The organism is Pseudomonas sp. 05N36 (assembly GCF_056397385.1).
Window position 1 is genome coordinate 336,182 of sequence record NZ_JBFTNH010000002.1, and the last position, 22,828, is coordinate 359,009.

Annotated in this window: 24 protein-coding genes; 8 read left to right on the top strand and 16 right to left on the bottom strand. The window is 59.2% G+C overall.

The window, feature by feature from the left end; all coding sequences use genetic code 11:
* The first annotated feature begins 161 nt into the window (after positions 1-161).
* A complete protein-coding gene (locus tag AC1DIH_RS04565) occupies positions 162-632 on the top strand; it encodes an RNA methyltransferase (RefSeq protein ID WP_019692493.1) in 471 nt (156 codons plus the stop codon).
* A gap of 77 nt (positions 633-709) precedes the next feature.
* Positions 710-1,078 (top strand): YgaP family membrane protein, encoded by a 369-nt coding sequence (locus AC1DIH_RS04570; RefSeq protein WP_477770759.1) that lies wholly within the window; start codon positions 710-712, stop codon positions 1,076-1,078.
* Between the two features lie 166 nt (positions 1,079-1,244).
* On the opposite strand, the gene AC1DIH_RS04575 is transcribed toward AC1DIH_RS04570, so the two are convergent.
* On the bottom strand, positions 1,245-2,474 hold the full coding sequence (locus tag AC1DIH_RS04575; RefSeq protein WP_477770760.1) for a hypothetical protein: 1,230 nt from the start codon (positions 2,472-2,474) through the stop codon (positions 1,245-1,247).
* Positions 2,475-2,513: 39 nt separating this feature from the next.
* Positions 2,514-2,963 carry a YcgN family cysteine cluster protein gene (locus AC1DIH_RS04580; protein ID WP_054596149.1) on the bottom strand — a complete coding sequence of 150 codons (450 nt, stop codon included), beginning with the start codon at positions 2,961-2,963 and terminating at the stop codon, positions 2,514-2,516.
* A 282-nt stretch (positions 2,964-3,245) separates the two neighbouring features.
* Here AC1DIH_RS04580 and AC1DIH_RS04585 point away from each other — a divergent pair, with 282 nt between their 5' ends.
* Positions 3,246-3,839, top strand: a complete 594-nt coding sequence (locus tag AC1DIH_RS04585; protein ID WP_019692497.1) for a nitroreductase family protein — start codon at positions 3,246-3,248, stop codon at positions 3,837-3,839.
* A 123-nt stretch (positions 3,840-3,962) separates the two neighbouring features.
* Here AC1DIH_RS04585 and AC1DIH_RS04590 read toward each other — a convergent pair whose 3' ends face one another.
* The 5 genes from AC1DIH_RS04590 to AC1DIH_RS04610 form a co-directional block, all read right to left on the bottom strand.
* On the bottom strand, positions 3,963-4,895 hold the full coding sequence (locus AC1DIH_RS04590) for a D-2-hydroxyacid dehydrogenase (protein ID WP_477770761.1): 933 nt from the start codon (positions 4,893-4,895) through the stop codon (positions 3,963-3,965).
* A gap of 127 nt (positions 4,896-5,022) precedes the next feature.
* The gene (locus AC1DIH_RS04595; protein WP_477770762.1) at positions 5,023-5,316 is read right to left on the bottom strand and encodes a YcgL domain-containing protein; all 294 of its coding nucleotides are present in this window, start codon (positions 5,314-5,316) and stop codon (positions 5,023-5,025) included.
* Positions 5,313-6,446 (bottom strand): ribonuclease D, encoded by a 1,134-nt coding sequence (gene rnd, locus AC1DIH_RS04600; RefSeq protein WP_477770763.1) that lies wholly within the window; start codon positions 6,444-6,446, stop codon positions 5,313-5,315. Before rnd ends, AC1DIH_RS04595 begins: the two co-directional genes overlap by 4 nt.
* A 112-nt stretch (positions 6,447-6,558) precedes the next feature.
* Positions 6,559-7,221: a class I SAM-dependent methyltransferase gene (locus tag AC1DIH_RS04605; protein WP_477770764.1), complete on the bottom strand. Its 663-nt coding sequence runs from the start codon at positions 7,219-7,221 to the stop codon at positions 6,559-6,561.
* 108 nt (positions 7,222-7,329) lie between these two features.
* Complete coding sequence (locus tag AC1DIH_RS04610) at positions 7,330-8,706, bottom strand: glutamine synthetase family protein (protein WP_477770765.1); 1,377 nt, start codon at positions 8,704-8,706, stop codon at positions 7,330-7,332.
* A gap of 473 nt (positions 8,707-9,179) precedes the next feature.
* On the opposite strand from AC1DIH_RS04610, the gene AC1DIH_RS04615 reads away from it, so the two are divergent.
* Positions 9,180-9,965 carry a transporter substrate-binding domain-containing protein gene (locus AC1DIH_RS04615; protein ID WP_477770766.1) on the top strand — a complete coding sequence of 262 codons (786 nt, stop codon included), beginning with the start codon at positions 9,180-9,182 and terminating at the stop codon, positions 9,963-9,965.
* Here AC1DIH_RS04615 and cynR read toward each other — a convergent pair.
* A complete protein-coding gene (gene cynR, locus AC1DIH_RS04620; RefSeq protein ID WP_477770767.1) occupies positions 9,959-10,831 on the bottom strand; it encodes a transcriptional regulator CynR in 873 nt (290 codons plus the stop codon). The genes AC1DIH_RS04615 and cynR overlap by 7 nt on opposite strands.
* A gap of 208 nt (positions 10,832-11,039) precedes the next feature.
* On the opposite strand from cynR, the gene AC1DIH_RS04625 reads away from it, so the two are divergent.
* From AC1DIH_RS04625 to AC1DIH_RS04635, 3 genes are all read left to right on the top strand, one after another.
* Positions 11,040-12,224 (top strand): cyanate transporter, encoded by a 1,185-nt coding sequence (locus tag AC1DIH_RS04625; protein WP_477770768.1) that lies wholly within the window; start codon positions 11,040-11,042, stop codon positions 12,222-12,224.
* A gap of 14 nt (positions 12,225-12,238) precedes the next feature.
* Positions 12,239-13,150 carry a DMT family transporter gene (locus AC1DIH_RS04630; protein WP_477770769.1) on the top strand — a complete coding sequence of 304 codons (912 nt, stop codon included), beginning with the start codon at positions 12,239-12,241 and terminating at the stop codon, positions 13,148-13,150.
* 196 nt (positions 13,151-13,346) lie between these two features.
* On the top strand, positions 13,347-14,282 hold the full coding sequence (locus AC1DIH_RS04635) for a LysR family transcriptional regulator (protein WP_477770770.1): 936 nt from the start codon (positions 13,347-13,349) through the stop codon (positions 14,280-14,282).
* A gap of 18 nt (positions 14,283-14,300) precedes the next feature.
* Here AC1DIH_RS04635 and AC1DIH_RS04640 read toward each other — a convergent pair whose 3' ends face one another.
* From AC1DIH_RS04640 to AC1DIH_RS04670, 7 genes are all read right to left on the bottom strand, one after another.
* Positions 14,301-14,666 carry a 5-carboxymethyl-2-hydroxymuconate Delta-isomerase gene (locus tag AC1DIH_RS04640; protein WP_019692505.1) on the bottom strand — a complete coding sequence of 122 codons (366 nt, stop codon included), beginning with the start codon at positions 14,664-14,666 and terminating at the stop codon, positions 14,301-14,303.
* A 97-nt stretch (positions 14,667-14,763) separates the two neighbouring features.
* Positions 14,764-15,708 carry a LysR substrate-binding domain-containing protein gene (locus AC1DIH_RS04645; RefSeq protein WP_477768817.1) on the bottom strand — a complete coding sequence of 315 codons (945 nt, stop codon included), beginning with the start codon at positions 15,706-15,708 and terminating at the stop codon, positions 14,764-14,766.
* A gap of 120 nt (positions 15,709-15,828) precedes the next feature.
* Positions 15,829-17,934 (bottom strand): DUF6311 domain-containing protein, encoded by a 2,106-nt coding sequence (locus tag AC1DIH_RS04650; RefSeq protein ID WP_477770771.1) that lies wholly within the window; start codon positions 17,932-17,934, stop codon positions 15,829-15,831.
* Positions 17,931-18,317, bottom strand: coding sequence for a GtrA family protein (locus tag AC1DIH_RS04655; protein WP_477770772.1), 387 nt, complete (start codon positions 18,315-18,317; stop codon positions 17,931-17,933). Before AC1DIH_RS04655 ends, AC1DIH_RS04650 begins: the two co-directional genes overlap by 4 nt.
* Positions 18,314-19,024, bottom strand: coding sequence for a class I SAM-dependent methyltransferase (locus tag AC1DIH_RS04660; protein ID WP_477770773.1), 711 nt, complete (start codon positions 19,022-19,024; stop codon positions 18,314-18,316). Before AC1DIH_RS04660 ends, AC1DIH_RS04655 begins: the two co-directional genes overlap by 4 nt.
* A 2-nt stretch (positions 19,025-19,026) precedes the next feature.
* A complete protein-coding gene (locus tag AC1DIH_RS04665) occupies positions 19,027-19,995 on the bottom strand; it encodes a glycosyltransferase family 2 protein (RefSeq protein WP_477770774.1) in 969 nt (322 codons plus the stop codon).
* A 243-nt stretch (positions 19,996-20,238) separates the two neighbouring features.
* Positions 20,239-20,430 (bottom strand): YegP family protein, encoded by a 192-nt coding sequence (locus AC1DIH_RS04670; RefSeq protein WP_477770775.1) that lies wholly within the window; start codon positions 20,428-20,430, stop codon positions 20,239-20,241.
* A 419-nt stretch (positions 20,431-20,849) separates the two neighbouring features.
* On the opposite strand from AC1DIH_RS04670, the gene AC1DIH_RS04675 reads away from it, so the two are divergent.
* On the top strand, positions 20,850-21,509 hold the full coding sequence (locus AC1DIH_RS04675; RefSeq protein ID WP_477770776.1) for a DsbA family oxidoreductase: 660 nt from the start codon (positions 20,850-20,852) through the stop codon (positions 21,507-21,509).
* A gap of 27 nt (positions 21,510-21,536) precedes the next feature.
* Here the strand turns inward: AC1DIH_RS04675 and AC1DIH_RS04680 are convergent, their stop codons facing one another.
* The gene (locus tag AC1DIH_RS04680) at positions 21,537-22,460 is read right to left on the bottom strand and encodes a LysR family transcriptional regulator (RefSeq protein ID WP_477770777.1); all 924 of its coding nucleotides are present in this window, start codon (positions 22,458-22,460) and stop codon (positions 21,537-21,539) included.
* Positions 22,461-22,828: the final 368 nt, after the last annotated feature.

The following is a 22,828-nucleotide window of genomic DNA, read 5'->3' on the forward strand; positions in this document are numbered from 1 at the left end:
ACATTGGTTTTGGGTGATCACACATAGTGTGTTCACAGAAGATCCCCTGTGGGAGCGAGCCTGCTCGCGATAGCAATAGACCCGACACCACCAATCTACAATCTGACCGCCATCGAGCAATCCCCGTATAATCGCGGTTTTTCTCGAAGGGCACCCCGCTCGTGGCAAACAAACGGTACAGCTGCATTGGTTTGTATAACCCCAAATCACCGGAGAACGTCGGTTCGGTGATGCGCGCCGCCGGCTGCTACGGCGTGGCGTCGGTGTTCTACACCGGCAAGCGTTATGAACGCGCCCGTGACTTTGTCACCGACACCAAGAAAATCCACCACGACATTCCGCTGATCGGCATCGACGACCTGAAGAAAATCCTCCCGCTGGGCTGCGTCCCGGTGGCGGTCGAACTGGTCGATGGCGCCCGTTCGTTGCCCGAATACACCCACCCGGACCGTGCGCTGTATATCTTCGGCCCGGAAGACGGTTCGCTCGATAAAGAGATTCGCGAGTGGTGCGAAGACGTGGTCTACATCCCGACCACCGGCTGCATGAATCTGGCCGCCACCGTCAACGTGGTGCTTTACGACCGCATGGCCAAGGGCAATAACACCCGTTCCGGTCCAAAATTTCGCTGATACGCTGGGCACGGGATGGAACGAGACGACCGACTGCACGGTCGGCTGTATAACCATTGCCCCTGAGGAGACAGATCATGAGCGACATCAAACGCGTAGCACCCACGCCGCTCCAGACGCCACCAACGCAAAACGTCCAGGGCTGGGAACGCGTCGCGAGCATGGCCGGTGGTGTGGTGATGGTCGGCAAGGGCCTGCGCCGTGGTGGCGTGTTCGGGCTGATCGAGGTGGCACTCGGCGGTGCAGCCCTGGCCCGCGGCATCACCGGTCACAGTTCGGCAAAAAGCTTCTTCGAAAAAAGTCGTCAGGACCTGAACAACGCCCGTTCGAAAATTGAACGGGCCGGCGCTGAGCTCAAAACCCTTAAAGCCAATGCCGAGACGGCAACCCGTACCGCGACGGTAACGGGTAATGACTCGCTGAAATCGCCCAAGGCCGGGGTTTGAGAAACACTGCAAAACCCTGTGGCGAGGGAGCTTGCTCCCGCTCGGCTGCGAAGCAGTCGTAAATTCGACTTACACGGTTTATCTGTAAACCGCGTTTACCGCATTCAGGACCGCTTCGCGCTCCAGCGGGAGCAAGCTCCCTCGCCACAATTGCGCTTGACTCAAGTTATCTGAGCAACTCGGTCTCCAGCACTTTCGACGGCTCGCCGATAATGCTCTGGGCCAGCACCACAAACTCCTTGGTGCTCACCCGTCCGAGGTCCATGGCGCCGCGCAACATGTCGTCCAATGAACGCGTGTTGCGGGTTTTCAGGCGAATTTCGCGGTCCAGTTCCTGCAATAGCAACACCGCTTTGGCGAGCTGCGCATCGCTGAGCTGATCGCCACGCAGAGTGCTGACGTGGTGGCCGGCCTTGGCCATTTTGTCTTCCAGCGTCTGATAACGATCATCGCTCATGCCACCGGCACGGCGCAGCAGTTCAATCGCGTAGTACTCGGCAAAGCCTTCGTTGATCCAGTCACTGCGATCACTGTCCTTGATGCGCCCCAATACCTGGACCAACTCACGGAGCAACGGGCTGCTGCCGCTTTCGCTGACCAACGGCAAATGACTGTGCAGATAAATCGATTCGTGCCCGGCCAGGCTGCCGCGCCACATCGGGTCGGCGGCCCCCACAATCAGCAGCTTGCCGGGATGACGTGGATACAGCGCCTGCACTTGCGGCCAGACGAAGGTCAGCAGCGTCAACACGTCCATCCGGTGCATGCCCTGCCCTTGCGGCGAGGCAACCGTGACTTCGGTTTCGCCCAGGCGTGTGCGACGACTGCCCAGGTTGCCGGCGAGCATCCAGCCCGTGGGACGGTCGAGCCGCCGAGCAACGTTGTCGATGCGAAAACGGTTCTTGCCAACCCGTGGCCAGGAAGTCTCGACGCTTTTCCAGCCTTCCGGCAATTCAAACTCGAGACGCGATACCAGCTCGACACCGTCCTGCTGATCCAGGCGCGCCGCCGGGACCAGGTCGTCGCCACGCATCAACGCCCAATTGGGCGTCATGCGGGTATCGAAACTGGCGTTCTTGAGGGGGTGACTGACGCGTACCCGGTAGGTCAGGCTGGCCTTGTCAGCGGCCGGATGCCAGACGCCACGCGCCGCGTTGCCCGGCGTGAGTTGCCACTGACCATCGGCCTTGAAGTCGCTGTACTGGCTGCCATCGCCCAGATCAAAATCCAGGCTGTGCACCGCCGAGCCACGTGCCAGGGTCAAGCGCACTTCGGCCTGATCGCTTTGCGGCAATAGTCGTACGTGGTAATCCAGATCGACTTTTTTTGCCGCCCACACCGGTGAACCCAGCACCAGCAACGACAAAACCAACGGCAGCTTCAACCCAACAGCCATACACACTCCTTCGTGACTTGCTCGTACTACGACAGGTACTTAACCCGCCCGAAAAATCAGATGATCTTCCCAATCATCCTCAGCCACGCTGCCTTCGGCGAGCATACGCCCGGACTGGGAAATGCGCTCGTGGTGCACGGCATCCCGATCGCCGCAGACCAGGTGATGCCAAAGCGGCAAGTCCTTGCCCTCACTGACCAAACGGTAACCGCAGGTCGGCGGCAGCCACTTGAACTGGTCGGCCTTGCCCGGCGTGAGCTGGATGCAGTCCGGTACCGAGTCGCGACGGTTCGCGTAGTCGGTGCACTGACAGGTTTTCAGGTCCAGCAGTTTGCAGGCGATGCGCGTGTAGTAGACGCTGTTGTCTTCTTCGTCCTCAAGCTTTTGCAGGCAGCACAGGCCACACCCGTCGCACAACGACTCCCACTCCTCCTGATCGAGTTGTTCGAGGGTTTTGCGTATCCAGAAAGGTTCGACTTTGGCGGCCATGGCTCAAGCATCAACATCAGGTGGTGAAAAGGCCGCCAGTCTAGTGCCCCAGCCCCTGCGGGCCAAGTGCTGGCGACTGCCGGTAGAACAGAACTTGTCGGTTATGCCGCCACGAAGTAGCTTTGCGAGTCGCAACGACCCATGCCAAGGTGCCATTAACGCTCAACCGCGTTGCATTCAGGGCAATTGCCCCGGGTCTGAAAAACCTCACTGCCCAGCTCAACTGCGCGCGTCGGTTTTTACTCAGCTTTTCCTTCATAAACGTAGTCAGGAAACTCGTCCATGAGCGCTAATCCCCGCGTTGCCGAATATGCCATTCACCCACAGTTCACTGATCGCTGGTCGCCGCGCGCCTTCACCGGTGAAAGTATCCCTGAAGAAACCCTGCTGAGCTTTTTCGAAGCGGCTCGCTGGGCACCGTCGGCCTACAACTCGCAGCCATGGCGTTTTCTCTACGCGCGCCGCGATACGCCGAACTGGGAGCGTTACCTGGGCCTGCTGAACGAGTTCAACCGCAGCTGGGCGCAACACGCCTCGGCCCTGGTGATCGTGATCTCGAAAACCACCTTCACCGCGCCAGGCGCCACCGAAGAAACCGCCGCCCTGTGGCACACCTTCGACACCGGTTCCGCCTGGGGCCATTTGGCCCTGCAAGCCTCTATCAGCGGCTGGCACACCCACGGCATGGCCGGTTTCGATCAGGAGCTGACCCGCAAGGAGCTGAATATTCCTGAAGGCTACGCGCTGCACGCGGCAGTCGCGATCGGCAAGCTGGGCGACAAGGCGACCCTCGCCGATTACCTGCAAGCCCGGGAAGTCCCAAGCCCGCGTCGCCCGCTGAGCGAACTGGCGGCCGAGGGTGATTTCACCCTGTAAGCCACACTGAAAAACCAATGTGGGAGCGAGCCTGCTCGCGATGACGGTTTCACATTCAACCTTGATGTTAGATGTGCAGGCCTCATCGCGAGCAGGCTCGCTCCCACAGTTGATCGGGGTTGATCAGTACCCGCGTGTAAAATCCACTTCTCCGCGCAACGCTTCACCGGCCTGATACGCCCGCAGATTCTCGATAAACAACTGCACCATCATCGGCGGTGAGGTGGGTGCCGAGCTGTGGCCGGTCAGCAGCAAGCCCCAGGCGGTCCAGAATGGATGGCGCTGCGGCAACGGTTCCTGACGGCAGACGTCGATCACCGCCCCCGCCAGATGCCCTTCCTTCAGGGCCTCGACCAGGTCCGCATCGACTACCGCCACACCACGCCCGACGTTGATGAACAAACCGGTCGACTTGAACTGCTTGAACAACGCGGCGTTGTACAGATCGTGAGTGTTCGGCGTATTCGGCAGCAGGTTGACCACGTAATCGACTTCACCGACCAGGCGCCCCAGATCCTCTAGCCCCGCGACCTCAATGAACGGCGCCTGCTCGCGCGGCGAACTGGCGATCCCGTACAGCTTGACGCCAAAAGGCACCAGGAACTGCGCCACGCTCTGACCGATATCGCCAGTACCGACGATCAGCACCTTGCGCCCCGCCAGGCTCTGGCCCAGGCGGTTGTCCCACTTGCGCTCGACCTGGCTGACCAGTCGCGCCAGTACTTCGCGCTCATGGCCCAGCATGTAGGTCAGCACGTATTCAGCCATCATCTGACCGAAAATCCCGACCGCACGGGTCAGCCGATAGTGGCGTGGCAAGCCATCGGCGAGCAACGGTGTAATACCGGCCCAGGTCGATTGCAGCCACTGAGGCTCATGACCTTGACGCAACAGCGTCGCCAACAGGTCCGGCTGGCCGAGCCAGACCGGGCAGTCGGCGGCCATGCCGGCCAATTCAGCGGAGTCGCCGCTGGTCAGTACCTGCAGGTCAGGCGCGGCCTGACGCAACAGTTGGGCATATACAGCGTGGTCGTGTTCGGCAATCAGAACGCGCATGGTTCAAACCTTCAAAAACAGTGCACAAGGCCGCCGAAGGAGTGTTTCTCCCTCGCTCGCGGCCCTCGCCAAAATTATCAATTCCATTGTTTCCAGAGGCTCTGGACAGAGCCCCTACAGATGCCCGTCAAACCGGATCATTGCGTCGCAGCAGCTCTTCCGGCAAGTGCTCGATGTACTCGTCTTCGGCCGGAGGCATTTGCAGGTGATAGCCCTGCTTGTCGAGGTTTTCCAGGACCACTGTGATGTCTTCGCGCGAGAGCTTGCGCTCGGGGGTCAACACCAGGTCGAAGGCGTGATGCGGTTTACCGAACGCCAGCAGCAGGTTTTCCGGGACGCGCTCCAGCGCATCGCTTTTGAGCACATAGAGGTACATCTCGTTTTTCTTCGGGCTTTTATAGATGGAGCAAATACGTTTCAAGGCTGTTCTCCGGCAGTGGCCAGGCAGTCGAGCAGGGCCTGGCCCATCAATTCGCGGCGCCAGCCACGCAGCGAATCAGGCAAATGGTAAGGGCCCTCGGGGAAGCCGCTCTTGAGCAAGGCTTCGAGGGTTTTCTTGCGCAGCATCAGTTCCGGGGCAATGTTCAAGCGTTCAGCTTCGGCCTGTCCGAGCGCCCGCAGACGCTTGACCAGTGCCGCGGCTTCCACCGGCAAGGGCTCCGGCACCGCCGGCGGCCACTGCTCCGGCGGGACACTGCCCGCCTGCTTGATCAAGCCCAGCAGGAACTCACCGTCCTGACGCACGGTGCGCGGGTGCATGTCTTCGATTTTCGCCAGTGCCCCGAGATTGTCCGGCTGGGTACGTGCCAACGGCCACAACGAATGCTCGCGCACGATGCGGTTGCGCGGCAGGTCGCGGGCGCGGGCTTCGCGCTCGCGCCAGGCGCAGAGTTCACGCAGCACGGCGAGTTGCGCGCGGGAGAGTTTCCAGGCCAGCTTGGCTTCGCGATACACCTCGTAAGGGTCGACTTCGCGGCGCAGGTTGGCCACCAGCTCAGCGCCATCTTCCAGGACCCAGGCGTACTTGTCGTCCGACAACTTTGGCCGCAGACGCACGAAAAGCTCCGCCAGATGCACAGCATCTTCGGCGGCGTAGCTGATCTGGGTTTCCGAGAGCGGACGTTGCAGCCAGTCGGAACGGGTCTCACCCTTGGGCAGGTCGATGCCGAGTACTTCCGACACCAGACGCGAGTAGCCCATGGAGAAGCCCAGGTTCAGGTAGGCAGCCGCCAGTTGCGTGTCGAACAATGGCGCTGGCAGGCTGCCGGTCAAGCGCAACAGGACTTCGAGGTCTTCGCTGCAGGCGTGCAGCACTTTGACCACTGCCGGGTTTTCCAGCAATTGGGCCAGCGGTTGCCAGTTGTCGATCGTCAACGGATCAATCAGGAAAGCCCGCTCGCCATCGCCAATCTGCAACAGGCCGGCGATCGGGTAAAAGGTGTCGACCCGCATGAATTCGGTGTCGAGGGCGACGAACGGCAACTGCTGCCATTGGGCGCAAAACTGACCGAGGCTATCGTTGTCGCGAATCCAGTGAATATCGATGGCCACACGGCTCTCCCTTGAAGAATGGCGCGCAGTATATATCGGCCCCGGTGATTTCCGCGCACTGACTGAGCAAGCGCTTGAGCAAAACTCCCGCGGCTCAAGAAGAATAGGACAGCTAGTCGGCTTTATGCAGCACGTAGACTCGCGGCAGGTCGCTGCCAGGCAGGGTGTCCAGGTATTTGAGCGTCTTGAAGCCCGCTTGCCGGAACTCTGCCTCAAGCTCGGCCTTGGTTGCCAGTTGATGCGCTTGTGCATCCTCGCCGAACCGCGCACGCAGCTTGAAGTACCCATCTCGCTGTACCGACACGATCAGCGCGTCGCGACTGACCCGGTGAAACTCACGCAGTATCGCCAGGCGATCTTCACTGTTTTCGATGTGCTGGAACAATGGCATGCAAAAAATGCAATCCACGGCGTTTTCCGGCAAACCGATGGTGAATGCCGAGCTCTGAAAGGTTTTGACCCGTTTGAGCAGCTCGGCAGGATGATGAGTCTGGGCGTGGTCGAGCATTTCCTGAGACGGGTCGGTGGCGAGAATCACCCGGTTGGTGTGCTCGGCCAGCACCGGCCAGTTGCCCCCTGCCCCGCAGGCCACATCGAGAATCAGCCCCGGTTCGCCAGCCACCTTGAGTGCGCGCCGCACCAGTCGCTTGCCACGCCACTGCAAAAACCGCTGCACCAGCCCACGGGGATGCGGCTGGAGGCAGACTCGAGCGTGCTCCTGATCGTAGCGTCGAGCAAATTCACGCTCGACTGAGGAGGGGGGTTGCGCAGACATAACTGGCGACTCTTGATAAAGGGAACGACTGACGGGCGACAGGTTATCAAGCTTCGCGTGAAAAAAAGGTTTAATCACGATACAGGCTCTAGTCTGCCGCTTTCAGCATTACGCCTGATGCAAATACCAGCGCCAGTCCTGCTCCCCGACCTCCCCCATGAACGTACGGTACTCGGCGCGTTTCACGGCCAGGTAAACCCCGAGGAATTCCCCGCCGAACGCATCGCGTGCCCAGGCCGAAGCTTCCAGCGCGCGCAGCGTGGTCAGCCAGTCGGTCGGCAGCAACTCGCGGGCTTGCGCGTAGCCATTGCCTTCGACCGGGGCGCCGGGGTCGCGCTGTTCGCGAATGCCGTGATGAATACCGGCCAGAATCGCCGCAGCCGCCAGGTAAGGGTTGGCGTCGGCACCACAGATGCGATGCTCGATGTGCCGGGAAAACGCCGGTCCACCTGGCACGCGCAGGCTTACGGTGCGGTTGTCCACGCCCCAGGTCGCGGCCAGCGGCGCGTAGCTGTTGGTCTGGAAACGTCGATAGGAATTGGCATTGGGGCAAAACATCAACAATGAATCGAGCAAGGTGCCAAGCATGCCGCCCACCGCGTGCTTGAGCAGTGGTGTGCCGTCCGGCGCCTCACTGGCGAACAGGTTGTTGCCGTGCTTGTCCGCCAGGCTGACGTGCAGGTGCATGCCGGTGCCCGCCAGGTCATCAAAGGGTTTGGCCATAAAACACGCGACCATCCCGTGCCGATGCGCCACGCCTTTGACCAGACGTTTGTAACGCACCGCTTCGTCCATCGCTTGCAACGCATCGCTGCGGTGTTCAAGGGTGATTTCCACCTGACCCGGGGCGTACTCGGAAATCGCCGTGCGTGCCGGGATGCCCTGGAGTTTGCAGGCCGCATAGAGGTCAGCGAGAAACGGCTCGATCTGCTCCAGTTCACGCAAGCCGTAGACCTGGGTTGTCCGTGGCCGCCCACCGTCGACATCCCGCGCGGGCTGCGGGCGACCGTTGCTGTCGCGTTGCTGGTCGAGCAGGTAAAACTCCAGCTCTGCCGCCATCACCGGGTAATAACCATCGGCCTTGAGCCCGTCGATGACCTTGACCAGCAAATGCCGCGGATCGGCCACGGTCGCCGGCAGGCCCTCCTGCGGGTGCATGCTGACTTGCACCGCCGCCGTCGGAAGCTGCCGCCACGGCATGCGCTGCAAACTGCCACTGAGCGGATAGGCCCGGCAATCGATATCGCCAACCTCCCAGACCAGCCCGGAGTTTTCCACGTCCTCGCCATTGATCGTCAGCCCGAGAATGGTGCTCGGCAGTGGCCGGCCGCTTTCATAGACCGCCAGCAGTTCATCGCGATGGAGCAGTTTGCCGCGTGGCACGCCGTTGTTGTCGAGGATGAACAACTCGAACATCTCGATATCCGGGTTGAGTTCAAGAAAGGTCAGGGCTTCTTGCTTCAAGGCAAAGGGGGTCGTAGTCATGGGAACACTCGTATTTCCGCGTCAGGCAAACGCACAGGCGCCGCCGGCTGGATCCCTGCACATGAGGCAAGGACCGTTGAGAAGACTTAACGGGAAATACAGGCATCCGGCGGGCGCGCATGGCGACAGTGCCACAGCGCCCAAAAGGCCAGTTCAGAAGGCAGTGCAGACAGGTTCAGGGCGGTGGCGGGCGTGAATCGACGCCGATGCTGACGGCATGACGCATAAGCGCCAGGCGAAGCCTCGGGGTGAGTGTCGACTGAGCAACCGTCCATAGAAAACACCACAGAACACAGAGGCTGAGCAGCGTCACACGCAGCGATAAGCCGTTAAATCCAGACTTGAAGAACCTTGGTTGCGGATAGGCTAAACAATCGCCGCGCAATGACCCCACACTTGCGCCATCGCCCCCAGCCAACAAATACTGACGTCGACCTTCCCCTCCTCCTCTGGCAACACTCAAGGACGACCCGATGAAAGCTCGTTTACTGCTCTGCTCCTTGCTCACGCTCAGTGTCCAGGCATTTGCCCAGAATGCACCTTCGCACCTGGACCAGGTGATTGAACGGGGTCATCTGAAGGTCTGTACCACCGGCGATTACAAGCCTTACACCTATCTGCGCGCAGAGGGCGGATACGAAGGGATCGATATCGCCATGGCCCAATCCCTGGCGAAAAGTCTGAACGTTGACGTGCAATGGGTCCCCACCACCTGGAAGAACCTGATGACGGATTTTCTGGCTGACCGTTGCGATATCGGCATGGGCGGCATTTCGGTTTCACTGGAGCGGCAGAAAAAGGCCTCTTTCAGCGACACGCTGGGCGTCGACGGAAAAATCCCGCTGGTGCGTTGCGAAGATAAACAACGCTATCAAACCGTCGAACAGCTCAACCGGTCGTCCGTGCGGTTGATCGAGCCGGCAGGCGGCACCAACGAAGTGTTTGCCCGCACTCACCTGCCCAACGCCACGCTGACCCTGTTCCCGGACAACGTGACGATTTTTGAGCAACTGCTGGAAAACAAGGCCGACGTGATGATCACCGACGCTTCCGAAGCGCGCTATCAGCAGAAGCAAAAACCCGGATTGTGCGCGGTCAATCCCGAGCAGTACTTGCAGTACAGCGAGAAAGCCTACTTGCTCCCTCGTGATGACGTGGCCTGGAAAGCCTATGTGGATCAGTGGCTACACCTGAGCAAAGCCACGGGCGCCTATGATGGGGTGCTCGCTCAGTGGTTGGCGACCGCTCCCGGTCACTGAACACTGACCAGCGCCCGGAATGCCTCACTCGCTGCGCTGCGATAAGCGCCCTTGCGACTGAGCAAGGCCACCGTGCGTTGTGGCAACGCCGGTTGCAGCGCCAGCGGGCGCAACCCCGGCAGCGCATGGGTGATGGCCTCGGGGAGAATGGTCGCCAGGTGCCCGCGACGAACGATCTCGACAATCGCGCTGATGGAGTTGGCTTCGATGGCGATGCGTGGCGCGATGCCTTGCTGTCGGCAATACAGGTCGATGTGCTGACGGGTTGCAAAGTCGCCGCTGAGCAACACCAGCGACTGCTGGCCCAGCGCCTGCGCGTCGAGTGATTGTTGCCGGACAAACCCCGGATGCGCCTCACTGACGACCAGGCTCAAGGTTTCGGCAAACAGCGTCTGACTGTCGATGTCCGCCAGGTGACGGCCGGTGAACGCAATGCCGAGGTCCAGTCGGTCCTCAGCCAGCGCCGCCTCGATCTGGTCCTGGGTCATCTCCTCGACGCTCAGGGTGAGGCCCGGGTACAGGCTGTTGAAACGCGCCAGCAACGGGCCGATCAGGTAGGCGGTGAAAGTCGGCGTCATGGCCAGCCGCAACGAGCCGCGTGTCAGGTCCTGCACGTCGTGCATCGCCCGTTTGGCCGCCTCCAGGTCCTGCAAGGCCAACCGCGCATAACGCACATACGCCTCGCCGGCATCGGTCAAACGCACGGTGCGCCCGGAACGATCGAACAACGGTGCACCGAGGACATCCTCGAGTTGCTTGATCTGCTGCGACAGCGTTGGCTGCGAGACATGCAATGCCTCGGCCGCCCGAGTGAAGTTGCGATGCTCGGCGACCGCGAGCAAGTAACGGATATGGCGTAACAGCATGCCGGCTCAACTATAGACATGGATTATGGATGGCATCATAAGCGGGTCCGCGACGCTATGGCTGGAAACAGTATCCGTGCGCCTTCCCTTGCGACTTTTTCCGGTAAGCCGAGCCGTATTTAATTTTTAAATACCGCACATGACTTTCTGATTTGCCGACGCCCGCCGCGCACCGCCTAATTCAGACCTTGTCCTTCAAGGTATGGTTATGGAAAACGTTCGCGCCACCTCCCGTCCCGCTGTCTGGCTGATGATCGCCGTGATCCTCGTCGCCCTGAACCTGCGCCCGTCGATGGCTGCCGTCGGCCCGTTGTTATCGGCCATTCGCGGCGATATTGCGTTGAGTTTCAGCCTGGCGTCGCTGCTGACCATGCTGCCGGTGATGGCCATGGGCTTGGCGATGTTCTTCGGCATGAGCGTCAGCCGGCGCCTGGGAGAACATCGAACGGTGGTGCTGTCGCTGCTGATCATTGGCCTGGCCACCGTGTCGCGGCTGTTCCTCGATTCGGCCGCCGAACTGATCCTCAGTGCAGTCCTTGCCGGCATCGGCATTGCGCTGATCCAGGCCTTGATGCCGGCGCTGATCAAATCCCGCTTCAGCGACAACGTCTCGCTGTTCATGGGGCTTTACGTCACTTCGATCATGGGCGGCGCGGCCATCGCGGCATCGTTCGCGCCCTTGGTGATGACACGTACCGGCAGCTGGCGTGTGGGGTTGGCGATCTGGACGGTGTTGGCATTGCTTGCCCTGTTGCTCTGGTACGGCCAACGTCACGCCGTCCCGGCAACGCCTGCCACCGTGCAACGCAAAGAAGCGTTTTTCAGCAATTCGCGTGCCTGGCTGCTGGCGATTTTCTTCGGTTTGGGCACTGCGTCCTACACCTGCGTGCTGGCCTGGCTGGCCCCGTACTACGTCGAGAAAGGCTGGAGCGAGCAGAGCGCCGGCCTGCTGCTAGGCTTTTTGACGGCCATGGAGGTGCTCTCCGGTTTGCTGACACCGGCTATCGCCAACCGCAGCCGCGATAAACGACTGGTCCTGGTGGTGCTGCTGGGATTGATCATGGCCGGCTTCTGCGGACTGATCCTCAGCCCGCAACACCTGAGCCTGCTCTGGCCGTGTTTGCTGGGCCTGGGTATTGGCGGCCTGTTTCCCATGAGCCTGATCGTCTCGCTGGATCACTTGGACAATCCGCAGCGCGCCGGTGGGCTCACGGCGTTCGTGCAAGGGATCGGCTATCTGATCGCCGGCTTGTCGCCGCTGATCGCCGGGATGATCCGCGATCAACTGGGCAGTTTCGAATGGGCCTGGTGGTCACTGACGGCAGTGATGCTGTTGATGGTTCTGATGGTGTTGCGCTTTGACCCACGGCATTACGCCAAACACATTGATTGATCAGGGACACACCGATGAAACAGATCAGTTTCGCCTCCGCCAACGCGGGCATGTTGCTTTGGGCTGCGTTGGTTGCCGCCTCGTTTTTCGCCGCCGCCGAGGTCAGCCAATCCATCGATCCGATCCTGTTGACCGGCCTGCGGCTGCTGTTTTCGGCTTTGGCGTTTCTGCCGATGCTGTTGCTCAACGGCGGCACCGCGATCACCGCCAAAGGCCTTGCCAGTCATGCCTGGCTCGGGCTGTTGCTGGCCGTGTATTTCGGCTCGTTGTTTGAAGCGCTGCGCTACACCTCGGCGGTCAACACCGGGACCCTGTTTACCCTGGTGCCATTGATGACGCTGTGCTTCGAGGCCTTCCTGATACCTGGCAACCGTTCGAAAAGCCGCCTGCTGCCGATGCTGATTGCAGCGGCCGGTGCGCTGCTGCTGATCCTCAAGGGCACAGGCCCCGGCGAAGTCCCTTCGCTCTATGCGGTGTCGGTGTTCGGGGTTGGCTGCCTGGCGATGGCGCTCTATTCACCGTTGAGTCAGCGCTTTAAGGCGAACAGCCTCAAGGGCCGTGGGCCTGTGGTGATGACATTCTGGAACATGCTCTTCGGCTCGCTGTTCCTGTTCGCGTTCAGCCTGGTCAATGGCGGCTGGCGGTCCGGCGCCCTGTTGTCTGCCCACGATCTGTTCTGGCTGGTCTACCTGGCGCTGTTCGCGACCCTGGCAACCTTCTGGTTGCTGCACCGGGCGATCGGAGTGATTGCACCGTCCACGGTGATTTCCTACGTCTACCTCAGCACGTTGTTCATCACCTTGTTCCATTGGTTCTGGCTGGCGCAGCAACCGCTGATGCTGGAAGTCGCAGGTGCCTTGCTGGTGGCCGGCGGGATGCTCGCGCTGGTGATGTCCAGCCGTCGCGCGCTTCCGGTAACCGCGTAAACACGGCGACTGAAGGCTGAAGGTGCTCACCCGCCTTCGGCCCGGATTGCGACAGACGTCGCATTCGCAACAACTTCTGTCCCACACTTGTCCGTGAATGATCCTACGAGCCATTCTCCTAGGACGGTCGTTCCGTTAGCATCACTCGCACACGTTTGCGCACAACTTGCGCAACGAGCGGAGTGAGATAGTACGGATGCTGAACAGTAACTTGCTTAGAAAGCTCGACATGCAGGACCTCATGGTGTTCATCGCCGTGTATGAGCAAAGCAGCGTCACCGGTGTGTCTGAAGCGCTGTTTGTCAGCCAGTCCACGGTGAGTTACTGCCTGAAGAAACTGCGCACCAGTTTCGAGGACGAGTTGTTCATCAATACCCGCACCGGTATGCGTCCGACCTACAAGGCCGGCACCATGTACGCACATGTGCAGAAGATTCTTGAAAGCATCAACCTGTGCCATGCCGGGGTTCAGGCATTCGACCCGACGCAGCAAGCCGTGACCTTCAATATCTGTGCGCCGGAATACTTCGAGCAACTGATCCTGCCGCGGCTATTGAAGAACTTCGATTTCGCCGACCTGCCTGTGATCATCAATGTGCACAAACTCGAAACCGACATCCCCGCCGAAGAACTGCGCGATGGCAGCCTCGACCTGGTGATCGGCTTCGGCCCGAACTTTCATCGCAGCCACACTGACTTCAGATCCCAGGTGTTGCTGGAGGACGATCTGGTGTGCGTTTTCGATAAACGGGCGACGCCGCTGGAGCCTCGCATCAGCCTCAAAGCCTACGTCGAACGCCGACACGTGTTCCCCACGCCGTGGACATCCACCACCAACATGGTCGACGGCTGGCTCGCCCAACAGGCGCACAAACGCCAGATCGTTGCGCGCGCCAACAGCTACAGCGCTGCACTGAAGCTGATCACCGGGACTGACTTCATTCTGACCATGCCCCGGCGCATCCAGCACCTGCTGGCCAAAGACTCGGTCTTCAGCCATTGCGAGGCGCCGAACGGCGTACCAGGGTTCACCCTTGAGATGCAGTGGAGTCAAACCCACGAGCTGGACAGCGCCAACACCTGGCTTCGCGAGCAAGTGGTCAAGGCTTGTACAGAACAGGGGTTTGCCTGAGGGTCAACGCACAGGGTATCAGTGGCTGATGGCCGTCTTGGCGTAGGAATCGCGATCGATATCCAGAATCTCGACGCACAGCTGCACATCAACACTGGCAGGCCATTCGCAGAGATCCTGCACCACCGCCAACAGGCTTTCGGACAATTGCTTCTTGATCGCAGGCGAGCGCCCGCTCAGTAACGCCAGCTTCACATGCACAAAACCACGCTCACCCAGCCCGGTACCGACCCGGAACGCACCGACCTGCACCGCACGGCTCTTGATATCGTACTCTGCGGAAAACTGCCCCGACGCCACCAATGCGTTGTTCAAGCGCAACAACGCCACATCGGCATTGAGGTTCGGCAGGTTGGCGGTGTACTCCATGTGCAGGTGAGGCATTGCAATGCTCCTTGAGGATTGAACGAAGGGGCGTAGGTATACCATAGAGCGCCCCTGCCCTTCCCCGAGAAATGCCGGGCAAGCAAGCCGCCACCGGTTACCGGCCGAGCAACTTGTCGCTCTGTATCCCGGACACACCGCGCTCGCTCATGAAGGCTTCGAGCCGCGCACGCAGCCAGCGTTCGGCGGGGTCGGTATCGACGTGACTCAGCCAGACCATGGACAGGTCCAGGGTCGGCGTCTTGAACGGGAACGGTTCCATGAACAACTGACCTGAGGCGGCCATCGCCGCTGCCGCGTAGTCCGGCAGGCTGGCAATCAGGTCGGTCCCCGCGAGCAGGGCCGGCAAGGCACTGTATTGCGGCACCGAGAGCACCACCTGGCGCTTGCGACCGATCTCGGCCAGCCACTCGTCGGCATAACCGCTGACATTGGCCGTGTGCGAAACCAGCACATGCGGGCGCGAACAGTACTCGTCGAGGGTCAGCGGCGTATCGCAGGCATCGGCGCGCAGTATGCAGGGCAGAATGTGCCGCAACAGTTTGCGCTTGGCATTGGCCGGCAGGCCGCGGGTCTGGCTGATGCCGACCGTGATGTCACCGGACGCGAGCAAGTCCGGGATCCGCCAGTAATCGACATGCTGAACCACGAACACCACTTGCGGCGCTTCCTGGCGCAATGCGCGCAACAGCGGTGGCAGCAGGCCGAACTCGACGTCATCGGACAAACCGATGCGAAAGGTCATGGTGCTGCTGGCAGGATCGAAGTGGTGGGTCAGGCTCAACGCCGAGGACAACGCGTCCAGCGCCGGCGAGAGGTGTTGAATCAGTTCCTCGGCCCGCGCCGTCGGCTCCATGCGATGGCCCACCCGGATAAACAGCGGATCGTTGAACATCGCCCGCAAACGGTTGAGTGCCGAGCTGATGGTCGGTTGCCCGAGAAACAGCTTCTCTGCCACTCGCGTCACATTGCGTTCGAGCATCAGCGTCTCGAATACCACCATCAAATTGATGTCGGCCTTACGCAGTTCATTGCGGTTCATCAGCTGCCCTCAGTCCCCAAGACTGGGAGCAGTGTAGAAAAGCTTGAGAGCTGGCGTCTACGCACTCACGCCACTGAACAACAATATCGAGCAAGCGCAGCACGGAGCCGGCAGGCCGGTTCACTGCACGGTCAACGCTTGTAACCCGATTGCCAACTTGCGCGAATCCTCGCCCATGCCGAGTTCGCCGGGACTGATTGCATTGGCAAAGTGAAACTGGATCCGCAACACACCCTGCTGTGCAACGAGCTTTTTCACCTCGGCTGGCAGAGCGATTTCAATCCTGTTCGCTTCTGGCTTGATCAGGCTGGTATCGAGGAGCCGAACTTCATTGACGCGGACTTCCAACGACTGACGTACGTGTGTCGGGGCCAGTAAGGCATTGGTTTCGAGCAGCAGCGAATGCACGTCAGTCGTCGGTCGCAGAATGATTTCCGCATCGGTGCCTTCTGACCAAGTCCCCCACGGTTCGTTGGCAGACCAGCCTTTTGCCAGATAGGCTGTCGCCGGGCTCCCTTCCGTGAACAGCATCCTTTCGCCCTGCTTGAGCAATGGAATCAAATCCAGTGGATTGACGGCATTTACTGCGGGACAATCGGCACATTGTTTCCAGCCAGGAGCCAGTACGTTCAAACCATCGACTCTGGCCAGAACATCGGTGCTGCTGTCGAGGGAGACTGCCGCTTGGAGCAGTGCCCTCTCGTCCAGTACATACAGGGAATCGGCGTCATACTTCCTGGAGGCGAGAGTCAGGTCCGCCTTGCGTTGTGCCGCCTCTACGGCCACGGTACTCACTCTACCCAGATAGACCGCATCCGTCGCCATACGGTAAGTGCCCGCGTAATCTGCCAACGTCAACCACTTGACCGATAAGTTTTGCGGACGAACCCAGCGCACCTTCTGATAGTGCGACGCCGCACTCGGCCAAAACGAGTCGACCAGCGGGGTCTTCCATTTCGATGCTGGCGAAACCATCAGGAGTTTCCGCGCCCCCATCCAGCCCGCCCGGGTATCCGCCACCTGGATCACCAGAGCAATGGTTAACAGCACCAACGCCGTTCGCGGCGTGTGCCCCCGGACAACCACGTAGATGATGCCGAAGATCGCCACATACATGACTGGCCAGATCATCCGCCCCGAAGCCCGAAAAATACCTGCAGCGGAAATGAAGAACTCGGGCAATGGATAGTCGAACTCAAATGCGCCAATGCCGACTTTATTGGAGACGGCGAACAGTGCGAGCCCCAAAAGAGCAATCAGTAATACCGGCCGCCTGCGCACTGCAACGATAACGTTGCTGTTGCCCTGCAGCGTCACCAGAAAAGCGCAAATGGCCAGAAAAATGCCTCCCAGCCCCAGAAATGCCAAACCTTCGCTATCGCCCAATACGCCTGGCATATCGTTCAGTACGTAGGACCAGTTGCTGGCATCGAAGAACGTCAGCACGTTCGCGCGAAACAACCCAAAACCGAGTGAGCCTACGCCACTGCCTCCGACACTGAAATAGCCGGCCTGCCAGCAGCACAGACTGACCAGAAGAAACAAGCTGACCAGCTCGATCAACGCCTTGGGCAGCGTCAGGTGACGTTGTAAGGTTTTAGCCAGCAGATCGGCAATCCAGATCAGCGCGACCATTGCCAATAGATAAGCATGCACCAGCGCCGTTGCCGCCAACAGCGCACCCCAGGCCAGACGGCGCTTGTCGTTTTGAGGACGCAAGGCCAGGTACAAGGCCGCCAGAATCAGAAAATGGCCTGCCAGAGACAGATGCACACCCAATCGCGCAATCATTGCGGGGGTGAAAAGAAATAGCCCCGCCCCCAGTAAGCGTAATGTCACATTGGCGGTGGCCAGCCCCATCAGCTTCCAGGCAAACCAGCTTTGGAGAATGAAACACGTCAGGAACCAGAGACCGAAATACTGGAAAGGCTCGGGAAGCAACGCAGCAAAGGGTTTGAAGATCAACGCAAACAGCGGATTTGAATCCGAGAATATGATGCTGTTACCCAGCTCCAGCCCATAGGACGGATTGAGGCCCAGTGGAAACGACCAGGGAGAGGACCTGAAAAAAACCCAACCAAGGTAATGGGTTGCCGGGTCCCCATTATCCAGCCAGGCGATGTTCATCGGGTTCAATGCCCGAGGGCCGACCACGATAAAAAACGCCAAAATTCCCATGAGGACAGGCAATATCGAGATCGTCAGGTGTTTTGGGGAAAGCTTCATCGATACGTCCAAAAATTATGCAGCACAAACGTAAAGGCCGGAATGGTCAGCGCCACTGCCCCTATCCCCAGCAAGTAATGAAGCCCGGCCATTTGCGCAGCCCAGGCCACCAGCATCGCCAGTAGTAAACCGGCGCCCGAAACCATCATGAAGCGCACCAGCGTCCGGCCATGCAATCGGCTGGAAAAACTCCAGCTCGTGTTGATCACATAAGAAACCAGGGTCGCCACAGAAAACGCTACACCATTGGCCACGGGTGGCAGCGCCAGCACGTAGTTGATGAACAGCACGGCCATCACCGCATGCAGGGCTGTGACGAATAACCCGGTCACGGCAAAACGCAGGCCACGCTTGATCAGGGCTGATTTTTCGGCTGAGGTCACGGTTTCTGCGCCAGCACGAACACCGTCAGACCGGCCAGGCGGTTCGCGCCCATCAACGGAAGCTCGAAACTGCACAAGGTCTTCAGCAGCGTATTGACCAACGGATGATGCTGCTTGAGTTGCGAGCGTGGCGACGACGGTTGTGCGCCTTGGGGCAGCAACCGCAGGGTAGCTGCAATCGGGAATACCGCGCCGAAATAGTAAGCGCCCTTTTTCACTGTCAAACCGGCTTCCCTGGCCACCCTCTCCAGTTGCGGCAAGGTATAGCGACGTTTGTGTTCAAGAAAGTCATCGTGCCCGCTCCAGAGAAACTGGAATGCCGGCACCGTCATCAGGAAACGACTGCCGGACGGGACTTTTTCGATGTACGCCTTGAGCAACCCGACATCGTCATCGACATGTTCCAGCACATCCATCAGCAGCACCAGATCAGCATCAATCGAATCGATCGAGCGGCGGTAGTGCACCGGTTTACCGGCAGTGGTGGTGTCCGAGTCCGCGTCGTAACTGATGTCCACGCACCAGGCCTCGGAGGCTGTCGTACGGGTCAACAGATGATGGGAAAAAAAACCTGACCCCGCACCTACGTCGAGAATTTTTTCGACATGGGTATCGCCCAACAAACGCGTTGTCGCCGCCGCTTTTGAACAGTAATACCAATGCTGATCGATGCTTGAACCGAGGATGTCGGTTTCCTTGAGATCCATGGTCAGTCCTTGGCGTTATGGACGCGACGCACCAGAAAAACCGGGCGGCGTTTTGATTCGATGTACGTTCTGCCCAAGTACTCACCCAACACCCCGATACCGATCAATTGCAAGCCACCCAGAAAAGTCACGGCAACCATCAGCGAGGCGTAGCCTGGAACATCGATCCCGGTCAACAACGTCCGCAACACAATGAAAGTGGCGAATGCAAAAGAAACCACGGACACCAACAGCCCCAGATACGTCCAGACCTTGAGCGGATCGGTGCTGAAACTGGTGATGCCTTCCAGCGCGAAGTTCCACAAGCGCCAGCCATTGAATTTGCTTTCCCCCGCCACCCGCTCCGGACGCTCGTAATCGACATGGATGGTCCGAAATCCGACCCAGGCGAACAATCCCTTCATGAAGCGTCGGGACTCGGGCAAGGTCTGCAAGGCATCGACTACGCAGCGGTCCATGAGCCGAAAATCACCGACATTTTTCGGTAACGGCTGGTCAGAGATTTTGTTGTGCAGGCGATAAAACCAGTTGGCCGAAGTTTGCTTGGCCCAGGAGTCGTTGTGACGACTCACTCGATGGCCCAGCACCACTTCATAGCCTTCGCGCCAGCAGGCGATCATCTGGAGGATGACTTCGGGCGGATCCTGAAGATCGACATCGATGGGCACAACCACCTGGCCTGTGGCAGTCTGCAAGCCCGCTGTCAAAGCCGCTTCCTTGCCGAAGTTGCGGCTCAGATCGACGATTCGCACACGGGGGTCAGTCTTCTGGCGCTCCAGAAGCAGCTCCAGCGTCGTGTCGGTACTGCCGTCATTGACGAACACCATCTCCAGACCGACCAGCGCCTCATCCTTGAAGACGTCAGTGATCCGCGCCATGAACAAATCGATGGTGGCAGCTTCATTAAAGACCGGAATGACGAGCGATAGCGCCACATGCTCGCCCCAATGCGTTCCATGCTGATGAGTCACTGATTGCTCTTTTTATAGTGATTTTTCTGCTATCCGAGGTCGCCGACTAATTTCCAGCGCCAAGAGCTGCGTGACATTAAGCAGGAGCGTGGGAGGTGATGCAAGGGCGAAATTGCGGCGATTTTGGCCATTCATTTACCCCCTTTCGCCACCTGGTGGATGACCTGATTCAGCAGACGCCGAAGCCGCGAAGCTGCTCGATGTGCCTGAGCAGCTTCGTTTCCACACACCAGCAGGTACAGCCTAGATTTCCTTCACCAATGTTTCGTTGTGGACGCTTTTGATCAACCCGATCACGTGCAGGCAATCCGCCTTGTTGACGTACGACTCGCCGCTGGCAACCGTCTCATGATTGGCCGCCCTTAAACGCCAGCGCCATTGGCCCTTCCCGGTAAGCGGGGTGCCTCGCGACTGCCTGTAGATCTCAAAGTACATGGTTCGCTCCTTGCGACTGCTGATAACGACAGACTCCTGGTCTGTGCAGGCAGAGTAGACGAGTGATTCAAGATTTAACGGCGATCAAAAGTAAGCAGACATTACCCGAAAAACCCTCCACCCCGACGAAAGCCAACAGACACGGAGGCCAGTTAAAAGACTGACAGAACACCGTCATTTTTCAGGAAATCGTACTTATTTTTCATACAACGCCTGGGCCGCATTCATCCCGTTCCGCTCAAAAAAGCACGGAACAAACAGGATCGTTCCGTCTTTGCACCGCCCCATACCTGTCTGCTGCGACCGCTATCCGCCCGATGATGAACACCATGGGTGGATATACCTCAAAAAAGTCGCTTTTTTGTTCATCACCCGCCAAGGGATAGTCCTGCCATCTCATCGATTTCAGGAAATACCCCATGCCGTCTCTAAAAGTTGAATATTTTCATGATGTTGTGTGTGGCTGGTGCTTTGTACTGAGCCCGCGTTTGAAAGCCTTGAGCGAAGAGTTCGATCTGGATATCCAGCACCGCAGTTTCGTCCTGCAATCGAACAACGCACAGATGATCCAGCGTTTCAGTTCGATGCCCAAGGCCAAGGAAGAGATCCTCCAGCACTGGGAACAGTGCGCCAAGGCCGAAGAGGTCAAGCGCATCAATATCGAAGGCATGCGCCAACAGGATTTTGAATACCCCTCGGGCCTGCTGGCCGCCAAGGCCTGTCAGACTGCCCAGTCCCTGGCCGGTCCCGAGGCCCACGAGCTGATGTTTGACCGCCTGCAACACGCCCATCTGGTAGAGAGCCGCAACATCGGCAGCCTGCAGACCATCCTCGAAGTGGCCGAGGTACAAGGCTTCAGCGCGGAACACTTCTCCCAGTACCTGGAGCAGCACGCGCTGAGCGATCTGGAAAACGACCTCGCCCGAGGCCGTGCCCTGCACATCAGCTCGGTGCCGAGCCTGGTGGTCGAGGGGCGGTGGGTGATTCCGGGGGCGCTGTCGCTGGAAATGCTGCGCGGCACCCTCAATCAAATCCTCAAGAGCACTGTCAACAGCCTGCCGACCGCCGAAGATAATTGACCAGCCCGCCCGTCTCGGTCGACCACATCAGAGCGCCAGGGCCAGAGTATCGGCCTTGGCGCTATTAATGTTCCGGCACTGCTCGCGAATGATGTCGGTCATCAGCCGGACTTCCGGGTTGAACCTGTACTCTTCCAGGAACCCCATATACATCGGCACGTTGCATTCGCGTTGATGACACAGTGGCACCAGGCGTAACTGACCGCTCGCCAGCTTGTCGCTGACCATGTGTTCAGGCAGCCAGGCAAAACCCAGACCGCGTTCGACAAACGTCAGCGCGGTGCTCAGGTTGCTTACGGTCCAGCACTGGGACGCGCCGGACCAACTGCTGTTCTGGGAGTTGCGGATGCCCGAATCGCTAACCACGATTTGCCGGTAGTCTTTCATGTCAGCCAGGTTCAGCTCGCCATTGAAATGGGCCAGAGAGTGATCAGACGCCACGACACACAGCAGCGAAACGTTGAGCAGGAACTCCTGCATATAGCCCTCCGGCAGACTACTGGCGATGCCCAACTCGACCTTGCCGTTTTCCAGCAATTCGTATGCGCCGGACACGGCCGTTTCGTGAAGCCGGACACGGTACCCCTGCAAGACCGAAGAAAAGCGTGACAGCGCTTGCTCCAGCACGTTGGCGGGAAACAGCATGTCGACCGCCAGCGAGTGTTCGATACACACCCCCGGCGGGTACCGAATGGCCAGTCGCTCAAGCTTTTTCGCCGAGCCCAGCAGATGCTTGGCCTGAGGCAACAGGGCCTGGCCCAGAGGTGTCAATACGGCCTTGCGCCCCTCGATCAGGAACAGTTCCTGACCCAGCAGGGTTTCCATGCGGTTGACCGAATGGCTGACGGCCGACTGTGACTTGAACATATACTCGCCGGCCTGCTGGAAACCTCCACACTCGACTGTGGAAACAAAAGCCTGCCACTGGTCGAGACTGATCCTGGAAAACATTCGAACCTCCATGTCCATATCGGGTAAAAACCACCGTTACTGCGGCTCGGCGTTTTACCACAAAAAAACCTCTTGCCCTACGCCATCGATACCTTGATCGCCCTCATGCCTCACATGAAGATTCTGAATGAATTACGACTAATTAATTCATTTAAAGCAATCAAGCCGCTCATGATAAAACGCCACGCCTAGCAGGATGCTATCTCATTAATCCATCGGAAGGATTCGCTACTCGCTGACACGCCAAAACCACGCCCGTATCTTCCGTTCAGAAAAACCGCACATACCCYTGTGGCCTTTTCTGCGGACGCGTGCGGCAGCCTGAAAACTCGTCACAACCAAATAAAAACACTATAAAAATCAATCCA

Coding starts and splice junctions, on each gene's coding strand:
- AC1DIH_RS04645 (WP_477768817.1), bottom strand. CDS start 15,708: ATGAACCGCAATGAACTGCGTAAGGCCGACATCAATTTGATGGTGGTA.
- cynR (WP_477770767.1), bottom strand. CDS start 10,831: ATGCTGTTACGCCATATCCGTTACTTGCTCGCGGTCGCCGAGCATCGC.
- AC1DIH_RS04590 (WP_477770761.1), bottom strand. CDS start 4,895: ATGCGCGTTCTGATTGCCGAACACGACCACGCTGTATATGCCCAACTG.
- AC1DIH_RS04580 (WP_054596149.1), bottom strand. CDS start 2,963: ATGGCCGCCAAAGTCGAACCTTTCTGGATACGCAAAACCCTCGAACAA.
- AC1DIH_RS04680 (WP_477770777.1), bottom strand. CDS start 22,460: ATGTTTTCCAGGATCAGTCTCGACCAGTGGCAGGCTTTTGTTTCCACA.
- AC1DIH_RS04635 (WP_477770770.1), top strand. CDS start 13,347: ATGCTGAACAGTAACTTGCTTAGAAAGCTCGACATGCAGGACCTCATG.
- AC1DIH_RS04675 (WP_477770776.1), top strand. CDS start 20,850: ATGCCGTCTCTAAAAGTTGAATATTTTCATGATGTTGTGTGTGGCTGG.
- AC1DIH_RS04570 (WP_477770759.1), top strand. CDS start 710: ATGAGCGACATCAAACGCGTAGCACCCACGCCGCTCCAGACGCCACCA.
- AC1DIH_RS04585 (WP_019692497.1), top strand. CDS start 3,246: ATGAGCGCTAATCCCCGCGTTGCCGAATATGCCATTCACCCACAGTTC.
- AC1DIH_RS04610 (WP_477770765.1), bottom strand. CDS start 8,706: ATGACTACGACCCCCTTTGCCTTGAAGCAAGAAGCCCTGACCTTTCTT.
- AC1DIH_RS04630 (WP_477770769.1), top strand. CDS start 12,239: ATGAAACAGATCAGTTTCGCCTCCGCCAACGCGGGCATGTTGCTTTGG.
- AC1DIH_RS04575 (WP_477770760.1), bottom strand. CDS start 2,474: ATGGCTGTTGGGTTGAAGCTGCCGTTGGTTTTGTCGTTGCTGGTGCTG.
- AC1DIH_RS04605 (WP_477770764.1), bottom strand. CDS start 7,221: ATGTCTGCGCAACCCCCCTCCTCAGTCGAGCGTGAATTTGCTCGACGC.
- AC1DIH_RS04615 (WP_477770766.1), top strand. CDS start 9,180: ATGAAAGCTCGTTTACTGCTCTGCTCCTTGCTCACGCTCAGTGTCCAG.
- AC1DIH_RS04625 (WP_477770768.1), top strand. CDS start 11,040: ATGGAAAACGTTCGCGCCACCTCCCGTCCCGCTGTCTGGCTGATGATC.
- AC1DIH_RS04670 (WP_477770775.1), bottom strand. CDS start 20,430: ATGTACTTTGAGATCTACAGGCAGTCGCGAGGCACCCCGCTTACCGGG.
- AC1DIH_RS04650 (WP_477770771.1), bottom strand. CDS start 17,934: ATGAAGCTTTCCCCAAAACACCTGACGATCTCGATATTGCCTGTCCTC.
- AC1DIH_RS04640 (WP_019692505.1), bottom strand. CDS start 14,666: ATGCCTCACCTGCACATGGAGTACACCGCCAACCTGCCGAACCTCAAT.
- AC1DIH_RS04660 (WP_477770773.1), bottom strand. CDS start 19,024: ATGGATCTCAAGGAAACCGACATCCTCGGTTCAAGCATCGATCAGCAT.